At 62.7% G+C, this 13,739-nt stretch carries 14 protein-coding genes; 1 reads left to right on the plus strand and 13 read right to left on the minus strand.

Features of this window, described 5'->3' with window-relative positions:
• The 12 genes from RBB16_RS19465 to RBB16_RS19520 form a co-directional block, all read right to left on the minus strand.
• The coding region (locus tag RBB16_RS19465; RefSeq protein ID WP_306047699.1) for a PfkB family carbohydrate kinase at positions 1 to 541 on the minus strand (541 nt) is incomplete at its 3' end.
• 48 nt (positions 542 to 589) lie between these two features.
• Entirely contained in the window at positions 590 to 1,582 is a 993-nt protein-coding gene (iolG, locus tag RBB16_RS19470; protein ID WP_306047700.1) for an inositol 2-dehydrogenase, read from the minus strand.
• Positions 1,583 to 1,651: 69 nt separating this feature from the next.
• Positions 1,652 to 2,440, minus strand: a complete 789-nt coding sequence (locus RBB16_RS19475) for an ATP-binding cassette domain-containing protein (RefSeq protein WP_071691066.1) — start codon at positions 2,438 to 2,440, stop codon at positions 1,652 to 1,654.
• A gap of 1 nt (position 2,441) precedes the next feature.
• Positions 2,442 to 3,563, minus strand: coding sequence for an ABC transporter permease (locus tag RBB16_RS19480; RefSeq protein ID WP_306047701.1), 1,122 nt, complete (start codon positions 3,561 to 3,563; stop codon positions 2,442 to 2,444).
• A 108-nt stretch (positions 3,564 to 3,671) separates the two neighbouring features.
• Complete coding sequence (locus RBB16_RS19485; protein WP_071691068.1) at positions 3,672 to 4,616, minus strand: sugar ABC transporter substrate-binding protein; 945 nt, start codon at positions 4,614 to 4,616, stop codon at positions 3,672 to 3,674.
• Positions 4,617 to 4,697: 81 nt separating this feature from the next.
• Positions 4,698 to 5,513, minus strand: coding sequence for a TIM barrel protein (locus RBB16_RS19490; protein WP_306047702.1), 816 nt, complete (start codon positions 5,511 to 5,513; stop codon positions 4,698 to 4,700).
• Positions 5,514 to 5,656: 143 nt separating this feature from the next.
• Positions 5,657 to 6,688: a LacI family DNA-binding transcriptional regulator gene (locus RBB16_RS19495; protein WP_306047703.1), complete on the minus strand. Its 1,032-nt coding sequence runs from the start codon at positions 6,686 to 6,688 to the stop codon at positions 5,657 to 5,659.
• Between the two features lie 71 nt (positions 6,689 to 6,759).
• On the minus strand, positions 6,760 to 7,689 hold the full coding sequence (locus tag RBB16_RS19500) for a carbohydrate kinase (RefSeq protein WP_306047704.1): 930 nt from the start codon (positions 7,687 to 7,689) through the stop codon (positions 6,760 to 6,762).
• 18 nt (positions 7,690 to 7,707) lie between these two features.
• A complete protein-coding gene (locus RBB16_RS19505; protein WP_306047705.1) occupies positions 7,708 to 8,334 on the minus strand; it encodes a nucleoside/nucleotide kinase family protein in 627 nt (208 codons plus the stop codon).
• Positions 8,318 to 9,091: an ATP-binding cassette domain-containing protein gene (locus tag RBB16_RS19510; RefSeq protein WP_211267997.1), complete on the minus strand. Its 774-nt coding sequence runs from the start codon at positions 9,089 to 9,091 to the stop codon at positions 8,318 to 8,320. Before RBB16_RS19510 ends, RBB16_RS19505 begins: the two co-directional genes overlap by 17 nt.
• Positions 9,088 to 10,164, minus strand: coding sequence for an ABC transporter permease (locus tag RBB16_RS19515; RefSeq protein WP_306047706.1), 1,077 nt, complete (start codon positions 10,162 to 10,164; stop codon positions 9,088 to 9,090). Before RBB16_RS19515 ends, RBB16_RS19510 begins: the two co-directional genes overlap by 4 nt.
• A 123-nt stretch (positions 10,165 to 10,287) precedes the next feature.
• A complete protein-coding gene (locus RBB16_RS19520) occupies positions 10,288 to 11,322 on the minus strand; it encodes a substrate-binding domain-containing protein (RefSeq protein ID WP_071691154.1) in 1,035 nt (344 codons plus the stop codon).
• A gap of 155 nt (positions 11,323 to 11,477) precedes the next feature.
• Here RBB16_RS19520 and RBB16_RS19525 point away from each other — a divergent pair, with 155 nt between their 5' ends.
• Complete coding sequence (locus RBB16_RS19525) at positions 11,478 to 12,683, plus strand: ROK family transcriptional regulator (RefSeq protein WP_306047707.1); 1,206 nt, start codon at positions 11,478 to 11,480, stop codon at positions 12,681 to 12,683.
• Between the two features lie 2 nt (positions 12,684 to 12,685).
• On the opposite strand, the gene RBB16_RS19530 is transcribed toward RBB16_RS19525, so the two are convergent.
• Positions 12,686 to 13,648 carry a KpsF/GutQ family sugar-phosphate isomerase gene (locus RBB16_RS19530; RefSeq protein WP_306047708.1) on the minus strand — a complete coding sequence of 321 codons (963 nt, stop codon included), beginning with the start codon at positions 13,646 to 13,648 and terminating at the stop codon, positions 12,686 to 12,688.
• Positions 13,649 to 13,739 lie beyond the last annotated feature (91 nt).

Below are 13,739 nucleotides of genomic sequence, written 5' to 3' on the forward strand. Positions count from 1 at the left end.
CCCCATGCCCCGCAAGCCCCCAGAGGTTCGGCCTGTAGTCGATATCGAGTGCCGTTTGTGCGCCGCCCTCACGCGCCAGCCTTAGCGCCTTGAGAACCGCTGCCTCGGTCCGGGGATGCGACAGGTGCGTCCCTGTGGCGACAACCGCCCGTGCCTGCGCAATGAAGTCGGGGTCGATATCCGCCTCGCACAGCGCCATATCCGCGCAATCGGACCGGTAAAAGATCAGCGGAAACTGATCCTGGTCGCGGATGCCAAGAAGGACCAGAGCCGTCAAACGCTCCGGGTCCGTCTTTACGCCCCGCACATCGACACCTTCGCGCGTCAGTTCCTCACGGATGAAGCGGCCCATATGTTCGTCGCCCACACGGGTGATCAACGCCGACCGCAACCCCAAGCGTGCCGTGCCAGCCGCCATATTGGTGGGCGAGCCGCCAATGTATTTCTGGAACGACCCCATATCCTCCAGCCGGCCACCAACCTGCTGGCCATAGAGATCAACCGAAGAACGGCCGATGGTGATCACATCAAGCGGCTTCATCAAAGCGCTCCCTCGATTTTCGGTTCTGGGGCCGCTGGCCCCGATCTGTCAGGACAGGCGCACGGCCTGCCCGGTACGTGCGGATTCCACCGCCGCCTCGGCCAATTCCAGGGATTTCAGCCCGTCCAGCCCGGTGGTGGGCGTCGGGGCCCCATCGGCCACGGCAGCGACAAAGGCCGCGATCTCGTTGGCATAGGCAGCGATGTAGCGGGTCATGAAGAAGTTCAGCAGCGGCGGGCGGGAATACCCCTCGGCCGTTGCCACTTCGATATTCGCCTCATGCTGGTTCCGCGCGCTGACCGCGCCCGCAGATCCCAGCACCTCGATCCGCTGATCATAGCCATAGGACGCGCGGCGCGAATTGGTGATGACGGCCTGCTTTCCGCTGGCGGTGCGCAGGATCACGCTGGCGCTGTCGAAATCGCCCAGTTTGCCGATCTCGGGGTCGGTCAGGACGGACCCCTGCGCCATCACGGTTTCCACTTCTTCACCTAGCAGCCAGCGGGCAATGTCGAAATCGTGGATCATCATGTCACGGAAGATGCCGCCAGAGACCTTGATGTACTCGTAGGGTGGTGCGCCCGGATCGCGGCTGGTGATCGTGACCATTTCCACATCGCCAATCCGGCCCGCGTCGATCGCGGCTTTGACAGCCATGAAATCGGGGTCGAAGCGACGGTTGAAGCCGACCATCAGGGTCGCGCCTGTTTCCTCGACCGTGGCAAGCGCCTGCTTGACCCGACCGACATCCAGATCAACGGGTTTCTCGCAGAACACGGCCTTGCCCGCGCGGGCGAACTGCTCGATCAGGTCGGCATGGGTATCGGTCGGCGTACAGATGACCACCGCGTCGATATCGTCTGATGCCGCAATCTCGTCGATGGTCCGCAACTCGCAGCCGAATGCCGCCTGAGCAGCCTTGGCCGCAGCCTCCATCGGCTCGGCAATCGCCACCAGAACGGCCCCATCGACAGACGCGATGGCGCGGGCGTGAACCTGCCCGATGCGACCTGCGCCAAGTACCCCGAAACGAACGGTCATCTTGTTCTCCTGAACGTGCTTTTTTTCTTGTTGTGACGGCGCGCAACCGCGCCGCCGGTTGTTATAGGCTCAGACCGTTCCGCCGAGCGAGCCTTCCAGGGCGACCATCTCCTGACCGCCGGCCATCATGTCCTGTAGCTCCTCCGGCGTGATCTGGCCACGCTGCGCGGTGCCAAGCGTCTTGCCCCGGTTGAGCACGGTGAACCGATCCCCCACGGCCAGCGCGTGGCGCACGTTATGGGTGATGAACACCACGGCAATGCCCTGTTTGCGCACCTTGTCGATGGTGGCCAGCACGTTCGCCGTCTGCCGCACGCCCAGGGCCGAGGTCGGTTCATCGAGGATCAGCACCTTCGCACCGAAATGCACCGCACGCGCAATGGCCACGGTCTGACGTTCCCCACCTGACAGAGTGCCCACGGCCTGATCCGGCCCGCGCAGGTTGATGCCCATCTTGCGCATCTCTTCCATGGTCACGTTATTGGCGTAGTCATGGTCAAACAGCTTCAGCGGACCCACTTTCTTCACCGGCTCATTGCCCATGAAGAAGTTGCGGCTGACCGACATCAGCGGGATCATCGCAAGATGCTGGTGCACCGTCGCAATCCCCGCCGAGATCGCATCGCGCGGATCGGCGAAATGCATCGGCTTGCCTTCGAACATGATCTCGCCCGCCGTCGGCTTGTGCACGCCGGACATGGTCTTGATGAAGGTCGATTTGCCCGCGCCGTTATCGCCCAGAAGGCAGTGGCATTCGCCGGGAAAGACATCGACCGACACACCGGCCAGCGCAATGACCGAGCCGAAATGCTTCTCGATATTCCGCATTTCGATGATGGGTGCGTGTTCACTGGTCATCTTAGCGTTCCCCCGTGATCAGGCGGCGAATATAGGTGTTCAGGATCACAGCCAGCAACAGGATGACACCCAGGAACACCCGGAAGAGCGAGCTTTCCACACCGGTGAAGAACAGGCCCTGCTGGACCACGCCGAAGATCAGCGCCCCAAGGGCCGCCCCGATGACCGAGCCGTATCCGCCGGTCAGCAACGCCCCACCGATCACCACCGCGATGATGGCCTCGAACTCTTTCAGGATACCGCGATCCGCGGCGGCAGAGCCGAACTCCATCACCTGACAGGTTGCGAAGACCGTCGCGCAGAAGGCGGTCATGATGAACATCTTGATCTTGACGGCGTTGACGGGAACACCGGAATTCCGGGCCGCTTCCGCATCGCCGCCAGCGGCAAAGATCCAGTTTCCGAACTGGGTGCGGGTCAGCAGGAAATGCCCGAAGGCAACCAGCACGAGGGCCCAGATGATCAGCATCGGAATGCCGTCGACCACGGGTTCGCCTGCACGGGTGCCGCGTTCGAACACCTCGATCAGGCCGCGTTCACCAAGGAACTCGAAGAACCAGCCACCGACCTGACCGCCGAACAGAGGGGCCAGCCAGTCGCCCTCGGCCGCATCGGCAATGCCCCCGATGATGGTGCGGTTTTCCAACTGCTGCGGAATGAAGATGGTGAAGCCCCGCAGGATGAACAGGAAAGCCAGGGTCACGATGAAGGACGGCAGCCCTGTCTTGATGACGATATAGCCGTTCAGCGCCCCGATGCTCATGCAGATCAGGAAGGCGAGGATGATGGCAAGCCAGACGGGCCAGCCGAGCGAGACCGAGAAGATGGCGATCATCATGCCCGCAAAGCCGATCATGGAACCGACCGACAGGTCAAACTCACCCGCGATCATCAGCAGGCAGGCGCCGACGGCGATGATCATGAATTGCGCAGAAACGGTGCTCCAGTTCAGGACGCCTTGCGAATTGAACATGCCGCTGTTGCCAGCGAAAATTGCGAAGAACAGAAAGACGATCACGGTGCCGCAGATGCCGCCAAGCTCGGGGCGGATCAGGGCTTTGCGGAAGGAGGAAATCTCCTTGACGCGTTCGTCCTGTTCGGGGGTCTGAGCGGTGTCTGTCATCTGTAAACGCTCCGCGTGTTGAAGGGTTTCATGACGTGTCCCAATCTTTAGAAGAGGCGAAGGGCAGCGCGCCGCCACCCTTCGCCAGGGAGAGAGTTTATCGCTGGATCAGCGGTATTCGCCTGCGAAGCGTTCCACCATCTCAAGCCCGTCCGCGGTCACGAAACCGGGGCCGGAGTTGATGTTGTTGCCCGGCAGCACGCCGTAGCGGTGGTAGTTCGTCAGAACGATCACCGGCAGGTAGGCCTGCAGGAAGGGCTGCTGGTCGATGCCCCACTGGATCACGCCGTCACGCAGGCCCTGAACGATGTTTTCACCGAGGTCGAAGGTGCCGAAGTAGATCTCGCCGGCCATGCCGTTCTGTTCCAGCGCCATGATGGTCGGATCGGCAGAGGTCGGCCCGAGGGTCAGGATCGCATCCGTGTCGGGGTTGGCGTTCAGATAGGCCAGCACACGGTTCTGGATCTCGGCCGGGTCCTGACCGGAGTCGATCATCTGGCTGCCAAGCTCGACGCCAAGCGCATCTGCAAAGCCCTGGCACCGCTCGGTCGAGGAGGGCGACGAGATGTAGTGGTTCACACACAGGAAGCTTTCCACACCGTCACCGGAGGCGCGCAGACCCGCCGCGTAGCCTGCATCATATTCGGGCTGACCCACATACATCAGGGCCCCGACCTCGCGGGCCTGATCCGGGGTGCCGGAGTTGATGATGATCACGTCAACGCCAGAGTCCACCGCGTTGCGGATGGGGCCGGACAGCACGTCGAAATCGGCCAGCGTGGTGATGATGCCGTCGGGGCCGGACGCGGCCGCCTGTTCGATGATCCGCGCCATATCGGCAAGGTCACCGGTGGGGGGGTTGCGGTATTCCACCTCGACGCCCATCTGGTCGCCCGCCAGCGCGATGCCGTTGCGGATCGTGTTCCACCAGCTGTCGCTGTCGGGCGCGTGGCTGACCAGGACATAGCGCTCGCCATCGGCCAGTGCCGGGGCTGCCATGCCGGTCAGGGCTGCGCTTGCGGCAACAGTTGCTGCAATCAGTGTCTTCTTCATCAGGTTTCCTCCCAAGTTTGGTGTCCGGCGCACCGTTTCCTCTTGCCGGATGCCCCGCGAGGGGCGATTTCACGCATCCCTTCAGGCCGCCATGGACCTCAGTCGCGATGCTATGAATTCGATTGAATGTTTCAGATCCGCTTCGATCGTGGCACTGTCCTGCACCTCGGGTGCGAAGCATTCGAATGATACGGGTCCCCGATAGCCTCCGGCGACGAGGGCCGCGATCTGGTCGATGGTTCCAAGCTGATCCCGGTCATCCACCAATACCCTGTGTTCATCACGCATGTCGGACCGCGTCAGCGTTTCGTTCACCACGCCCGATATCTGGACCAGGGCAGTATGGTCCGGGAACAGGTCATCTTCCCCGTCAAGAAAGTGGTGGAACGTGTTGTGGGCCAGTTTCAGGTGGTCCTTGGCTTCCAGCGTGTCGATGATCGCCACCGCTTCGGCCTTGCTGCGCAGCGACGATGTCATGAAACCGAGCGGTTCGATCAGTCCGGTGATTCCGACCTGTTTCAGAAGCGGCAGAATGGCCTTGATCGCGATCCGCAGGTTGGCCTGCCTCTCACCATTGGCGCATCCGATACCGTCATTGCGCGGGGTGAATGACACAGCCTCGGCCCCGCAGGCGACCGCTGCGTCCAGCAGGCTTTCGGCATTGGGCGACTGTTCCGGCGGCCAAGAGTTGAAGGCATAGAGATGGTTCAGCGCAACGATGCGCAACCCCAGATCACGTGCAATGCCGCCTGCCTCCGCCGGGTCCATGCCGTCAAAGAGCGGCCGGCCCAGATCGTTGCGCAGTTCCACGCCCGTGCAGCCAACGCGCTTGGCGAGTTCGAGAAACTCGACAAACCCGGTGCGCGGGGCGGTGATCTGGTTCAACGAAAAATACATCAACCCTCCCGTCAGCGCCGGCTTGTATGTGGCGACTGACGGGCGGAAAGCTGTTGGAGATCGGCGATTCCGTCAATCTCGGGTACTGATTTCTGGTCATTTATGACGTTTTCTGCGCCTGCAAAAATGACGTTTTTACGTCATCAAATCATATCGGGCAGATAGATGCGCGGTTGCAGGAAATACTGCCCGACAACCCCGTCATCCCCGGCATGAACGGCGTTGATCATCAGTTCGATCAGCTCTGTACAAAGCGTGTCGAGCGGCGTTGCAATCGCCATCACCGCATAGCCATCGGCAAGAGCGGCACGGCTGTCATCGGTCAGTTCGTTGACCACGAGAGAAACCTCATTGGGCTGGCGCATTTCCCGCAAGGCGGCAATCGCGCCCTCCATGCCGCCGCCCGCGATATAGAGCCCCCGAAGATCCGGGTGACGGGACAGCAGGTCCAGCGTTGCCTCATAGGTCAGTTCACGCGTCTCCAGGTTGACCAGCGTATCCAGCACCGGCAGGGCGGGCGCGTTTTCCCGGATGTAGGACCGGAACCCGACCTCTCTCAGGTCATGTCCATGCCAGCGGTTGCCTCCAACGAAAAGGGCCAGCTTACCGGGCTGTTTGACGGTTTTCGAGATCATCCAGGCCGCGATACGCCCGATCTTGACGTTGTTGGACCCGACATAGTTACGCCGGATGCCTTGTGCGAAGTCGTTGAGCAGCGAAAAGACCGGCACGCCCTTGTCCTGAAGATCACGGACCACGGGGTTCAGGCTCTGGTGGTTCACGGCAACGCAGCCCAGAGAGTCTACCCTGCGCCCAAGGCTTTCCATCAGGCTGGCAAACTCCTCTGGCGCCTGTGACTTGGCATAGCGGATCACCGCCTGCCCCTCGACATCCATGCGCGCCGTGACGGCCCGTTCAATTTCTTTGGCGAATTGCTGGTAGAACGCCTGTGACGGCTTCAGCAGCACGAAGCCAAACCGCATCTTGGGCCGGTCCGGCACCATCCGGTGCTCGATCAGGCCACGGGCGTGATACCCAACCCGATGCGCTGCGGCGGCGATCTTGCGCAGCGTTTCCTCGCGCACCTTCATCCGACCGTTCAACGCCCGGTCCACGGTCGATACGCTGACACCGGCCTCGCGGGCCACATCCTTTACGGTAGAACGCCTTGCCATGATCACCTCGCGCCAGAGACGTCATTTATGACGTGTTCTCGGCTTTGAACGCAATCGGCAAGCCAGAGGTGCTACAGTTCTTCGCGCCACGGTGGGTTGGCCCCGGCCCGGCTGACGGTAACGGCAGCGGCTTTCGCGGCCAGGGTCAGGGCGGCAGCCATCTGGGGTGCCGTTACCCCGGCCACGCCCGCCTTGGTCAGCAGCCCCTGTTCCGACAGGCTGGCCATGACCCCGGCATTGAACGTGTCACCGGCGCCGACCGTGTCCACGGCGGTCACACGTTCGGCTGCGACGGCCACTTCGGTCCCGTCCGACAGATAGGCGGTTGCGCCGTCGCCGCCCCGCGTCAGCACAATCAGTTTCGGGCCTGCGGCGCGCAACATGTCCAGCTTGGCTTGCAGCGATTCCGGGCCCGGATAGATCCAGTTCAGATCCTCGTCGGACACCTTCACGATATCGGTCAGGCTCAGCATCCGGGCCAGCCGGTCGCGGTAGCGGTCCACATCCTTGATGAAACCGGGGCGAATGTTCGGGTCCATCATCACCGCGCGCGTCCCGCCCTCGCGTTCCATCAGCGCCGCGTAGGTGTCGGCGCAAGGCTCAACTGCCAGGCTGATGCCGCCGAAGAACAGCGCACTGACCTCGTCCGCAAGGTTTGGCAGATCCTCGGGCCGGATCATGCGCCCGGCAGAGAACTCATCGAAAAAGGAATAGGTGGCGTGGCCGTCGGTCAGCTTGACGAAGGCCAGTGTCGTGGGCCGGTCGGACCGGATAACTCGGGTCGTATCCACGTGGCTGGCGCGCAGGGCCTCATCCAGCTGCTGTCCGAACATGTCGGTCGACAGCCCCGTGATCATCCCGGTCTGCACCCCGAGCCGCCCGAGCGCGATGGCGGTGTTGAACACCGCGCCGCCGGAATGCGGTACGAATCCGTCCTTCCCACCTTCGGTGGTCGGGCTTGGGATCATGTCGATCAGGGCTTCGCCACAGCAGAGGATCATGGTTTATCGGTCCTTCGGTCAGTTGGAGATGGTCAGATCGGCGGGCAAGCTGTTGGCCAATACCAGATCCGCATTGGGCATGTCGTTGGCATCACGCCGAGCCACGGCCTGCGCCTCGGGCAACCCGTGATCCAACCAACGCTGCAAGAGACGGTGCGCCAGAACCTCGCGCGGGGTGTCGATGGCGATGGCTTGTGTCCATAGCGGCCGAAGATTGGACCATGGCGCGTCTTTCAAGAGCAGGTAGTTGCCCTCAAACAGCACGAACTCCGTATCGGATGGAAGATGCGCTGCGCCCGCGATGGCGATGTCGCGGTCCCGGTCGAAGACGGGGTAGATCACGTCCTCACCCGCTGCGATCCGGCGCACCAGATGCAGGAAGCCCGCCGCGTCGAAACTGGGCGGCGCGCCTTTGCGATCGAGCAATCCGCGCTGCATCAGGATGGCATTGTCCAGATGAAATCCGTCCATGGGAACCACGGCAGCGGATCGCCCGGCCTGCCGCAATTCCGAACACAGAGCCGCCGAGACCGAGGATTTCCCCGATCCCGGCGGCCCCGCGACCGCGATCAACTTGCGTGAGCCCTTGAGTGCAAGCAGATGCGGCAGGGTGGTTTGGGCAGTATCTTCAGGCCGCGACGGCATCGGGCTGCATTGCTCCTGTCATCAGGGCCACCGCGTCCGACATGCTGACCTCTTTCGGATCCACGACCGTCAGGCGTTTGCCCAAGCGGTGGATGTGAATGCGGTCGGCCACTTCGAACACATGTGGCATGTTGTGGCTGATCAGAACCACCGGCGTGCCCCGCGACCGCACGTCCTGGATCAGTTCCAGCACCTTGCGGCTTTCCTTGACGCCAAGCGCCGCCGTGGGTTCGTCGAGGATGATGACCTTGGACCCGAAGGCCGCCGCGCGGGCAACGGCCACGCCCTGACGCTGGCCGCCTGAGAGGGTCTCCACCGCCTGGTTGATGTTCTGGATCGTCATCAGGCCCAGTTCCGACAGTTTCGCGCGGGCGAAATCCTCCATCGCCTTATGGTCGAGCATCCCCATGTACTTGCCCATGAAGCCGGGCTTCTTCAGCTCTCTGCCCACGAACATGTTGTCGGTGATCGACAGGGCGGGCGACAGGGCCAGCGTCTGGTAAACGCATTCGATCCCGGCTTCGCGTGCTTGCAGGGGCGAGCTGTAGCTGACCTCCTGCCCTTCCAGCGTGATCCGGCCCTCGTCGGGGGTCACAGCACCGGAAATCGCCTTGATGAGCGAGGATTTCCCGGCCCCGTTATCGCCGATCACCGCAAGGATTTCCCCCGGCATCAGGTCGAAATCGGCGTTGTCCAACGCGGTGACGCGGCCATAGCGTTTGACCAGTCCGCGGGCTTGCAAGATTGGGTTCGTCATGCCGAAACCTTTCTGATCCATTGGTCGACCGCGACCGCGATGATGATAAGCCAGCCGATGGCGAAGACCTGCCACAGCACATCCACACCGGCCAGACGCAGCCCAGACTGGAACACGCCCACGATGAGCGCGCCGAAAAGTGCCCCCATGATCGAGCCACGCCCGCCGAAAAGCGAGATGCCCCCGATCACCACGGCCGTGATGCTTTCAAGGTTGCCTTCGTAAAAGCTCTGCGGAGAAATCGAGCCCACACGCCCGATGGACGCCCAGGCCGCCAGCGCGCAGATGAAGCCCGCCAGCATGTAGACCTGCCGCAATGTCCGGTCGGTGCGGATACCGGCCAGTTCGGCGGCTTCCTTGTCGTCCCCGATCATGTAGACATGGCGGCCCCAGGCGGTCTTGTTCAGCACGTACCAGAGCACCAAGAAGATCACGATCATCAGCAGCACGCCATAGGTGACGCGCGCCGACCCGATCGTGAAGCTGAGCCCGAAGAACTTGAGCAGCGGCGCGGTGGCGTCGATATCCTGACCGCGAATGGACTGCGCACCCGACAGCCAAAGGTTCAGCGCGAAGAAGATGTTCCAGGTGCCAAGCGTGGTGATGAAGGGCGGCAGCTTGACCTTGGTGATCAGCAAGCCGTTCATGTAGCCGGCCCCGATGCCGCCTGCAAAGCCGATCAGCAACGCCAGCGGCGCGGGAACGCCAAGTTCCACGGCCAGTTTGCCGGAAATCACGCTCATCAGCACCATGATGGCCGCGACCGACAGGTCGATCCCGGCGGTAATGATCACCAGACTTTGCGCGGCGGCGAGGATCCCGATGATCGAGACCTGCTGCATGATCAGCGTCAGGTTGAAGGGTGTGAAAAACCGGTCGCCCGCGATCAGGCCGAAGGCCAGAACGGCCACGACCAGAACGATTACAGGCACCAATGTGGGGTTTCCGTGCAGAACATGCTGTAGCGTGCCGACCACGCCGCGATGGCTGTCTTCGAATTCTGCAACGGATGTATCGCTGGAGGTCAGGACGCTCTCGAAATCCCGGTCCGACGTAGAGTTTTGATCCGCCATGTCATCCTCTCCGACCATATCCGCACCGGCCTGTACCATGCAGGTCAGGCGGGGATGCGGCAATGATTTTGGGGTGTAGGGGGTGGGGCGGCATAAGTGGCCGCCCCGGGAGAGTTGCAGGGATCAGCCCCAGCAAAGTTCCAGTGCTTCTTCCGAGGTGATCGACTCGATGCCCTCGACCGGGCTGTCCGTCACCAGCATCACGCCAGTGTTGAAGAAGTCGAGCCCTTCGGAGTTCTCGGGCAGGCTGCCGTCTTCGGCATACTGGGCAATCGCCTCGATCCCGAGCGATGCCATGCGCAGCGGGAACTGCATCGAGGTCGCGCCGATGACACCGGCAGCCACGTCACGCACACCGGCACAGCCGCCGTCAACCGACACGATCAGCGCCTGGTCCTGAAGACCGAAGGCCTGCAGCGCGGCATAGGCGCCTGCAGCGGCGGGTTCGTTGATGGTGTAGACCACGTTGATCGACGGGTCGATCTGGAGCAGGTTCTCCATCGCGGTGCGGCCACCTTCTTCGTTGCCGTTGGTGACGTCGTTGCCGACGATCCGTTCATCGGTTTCGTCGCCGATGTCGGTCGGGTCCATCACGTCGATGCCGAAACCGGTCAGGAAGCCCTGATCGCGCAGGTAGTCGACCGACACTTCCGAGGGGTTCAGGTCCAGCAGGCCGATGCGGGCATCGGCGGCGGCGTCACCAAGCGTGGCGGCGGCCCAGGCACCGATCAGGCGGCCCGCTTCGAAGTTGTCGGTCGCGAAGGTCGCGTCTGCGGTATCCGCAGGCTCGAACGGGGTGTCGAGCGCGATGACCAGCAGGCCCGCTTCACGTGCCTGACCGATGACCGGCGCAAGAGCGCGGGAATCGGAGGGGGTGATCAGGATGCCCGATGCCCCGGCGGCAATGCAGGTTTCAACCGCCGCCACCTGGCTTTCAACGTCGCCGTCGATGGCGCCAGCGTAGGTTTGCAGGTTGATGCCTGCGGCCTCGGCGGCTTCGGTCGCACCTTCACGCATCTTCACGAAGAAGGGGTTGGTGTCGGTCTTGGTGATCAGGCAGGCGGTGATCGCGTCGCCATGCGCATCCGCATGCGCGGCCCCGGTCATCGCCAGAGCGGCCGCGCCACCCATCATAAGGGCCTTGAAGGTCTTGGTCATGTCTTCCTCCCAGAAAGTATCAAAGAAGGGCGCCTCATCGCCCCATGGCCTCATGAATGCCTCGACTCCCGGTCCGCTGTCAATAAATAAATCACTCTTATTTAATTATTGACGTCTTGCCTTGCGCCTCACAATATCCCAGTGGGGAGACCACCATGACCGATACCACTGAAAAACCGGCGCAGGCCGTTGCCACCAAGGAAACGCGCGGCACGAATCAGACCGGCATGCGGGCGCAGAACGAACGCCTTGTGCTGACCCTGATTCGCCGCCATGGCGCGCTGGCAAAGGCCGAGATTGCCCGCTTGACCGGGCTGTCGGCGCAGACCGTATCGGTGATCATGCGCAGCCTCGAAGACGAGGGGCTGCTGCTGAAAGGGGAACCGATGCGCGGCAAGGTCGGCCAGCCCTCGGTTCCGATGCGGTTGAACCCTGAAGGGGCCTATTTCCTTGGCCTCAAGGTCGGTCGCAGGTCGGCAGAGATGATCCTGACGGATTTTCTGGGCCAGATCATCGCGCGGCGAAAACAGATCTATGCCTATCCCGATTTCAGTGACGTTCTGGCGTTCTCGCTGGATGCCGTGGACAAGCTTCGGCTTTCCTTGCCCGCCGACCAGCGCCCGCGCATTGCAGGGCTCGGTATCGCAATTCCGTTCCAGTTGTGGGACTGGGCCCGGATGATCGGCGTGGAGCCGGGCAAGATGGCCGCCTGGCAGAGCCGTGATCTGCTGGTGGAACTGTCGGGCGCGCTGGACATGCAGGTCTATCTGCAGAACGACGCCACATCCGCCTGTAGCGCGGAACTGGTCTTCGGCACCGGCGAACAGCCCGCGAATTTCCTCCATGTCTTCATAGGGTTCTTCATCGGCGGAGGGGTGGTTCTCAATGGCACGCTGTTCACCGGTCCGACGGGCAATGCCGGGGCGATCGGCCCGATGCCGGTGGTGGACCTGGGCGGGAAGACCCGGCAGCTGATGGATTTGGCGTCGCTGGTGGTGCTGGAACGCCGGTTGACCGAGGCGGGGCTGGATAGCGGAATGCTGTGGGACAGCCCTGAAGGGTGGGACGTGCCCGAGACATTGCTGAACGAATGGACGGCAGAGGCTGCGAATGCCATCGCACGTGCTGCCCATTCCGCCATGTCGGTGATTGATTTCGAGGCGGTCAAGATCGACGGATGGATGCCGGAGAACCTGCGAAACGCGCTTGTTCGCGACGTGCGGGCACGCTTTGACGGGCTCGACTTCACCGGGTTGGAACGGCCCGTTGTAGAGACAGGCACCGTCGGTGCCGATGCGCGGTCCCTCGGCGCGGCCAGCCAGCCGCTGCTCGGGCGGTTTCTGATCGGCTATACGATCTGACGTCAGAGAACTCCGGCGCGCAGGCAGTCGTGGATGTGCAGGAGGCCGAGGGGGATGCCGGTTTCATCCAGAACGAACAGCGCGGTGATGCGACCGGACATGAGGCCCACGGCCTCGGCTGCCAACGTATCGGGGGTGATGACGCGGGGATTCTGCGTCGCAACCTGACCGGCGGTCTTGTCCATCAGCCCCTCCATGTTGCGCCGCAGATCGCCATCGGTGACGACGCCCGCAAGCTTGCCGCCTTCGGTCACGCCCGCGATGCCGAAGCCCTTCTCGGTCATCACCAGCAGCACGTCCGGCATGGGCATATCGGCGGGAACCAGAGGCAGGGCCGCGCCCGAATGCATCAGCTGTGCCGCCGTGGCCAGCTGTGCGCCAAGCTTGCCGCCGGGGTGGAAGGTGCGGAAGTTTTCCGCCACGAACCCGCGCCGTTCCATCACCGCCACGGCCAGCGCATCGCCAAGCGCAAGGGTCAGCGTGGTCGAGGTGGTGGGCGCCATGCCGATGATGCAAGCCTCTGGTTCATTTGGCAAAATTAGCCGCATATCGGCGGCTTTCATCAGCGTGCTTTCGGGATTCTTTGAGATCCCGATCATCGGAATCGAGAAGCGCGCCACATGGGCGACGATGTCGCCCAGTTCCGAGGTTTCCCCGGAATTCGAGATCAGGATGCAGAGATCCTCTGGCGTGATCATGCCAAGGTCGCCGTGGCTCGCCTCGGCCGGATGCACGAAATAGGAGGGCGTGCCGGTGGAGGCGAGGGTGGCGCTGATCTTGCGGGCGATATGGCCGGATTTGCCCATACCGGACAGGATCACGCGACCCTTGACGGTGAGGATCGCCTCGACCGCGACCTCGAAATCGGCGGGCAGAGCCTCGGCCATGCGGGCCACGGCCTCGGCCTCTATGCGCAGGACACGGGCGGCGGTTTGGCGGATCAGATCGGGATCGGGGCGGGTCATGGGAAGAGGATTAGCCTATCTGCGGGGCGAAGGTCAGGGGAAATCTATCGGGCAAAATGCCCGTCACCGCCCGTACACCCCCCGTACACCC

Source organism: Nioella sp. MMSF_3534, assembly GCF_030732985.1.
GTDB lineage: Bacteria > Pseudomonadota > Alphaproteobacteria > Rhodobacterales > Rhodobacteraceae > Nioella.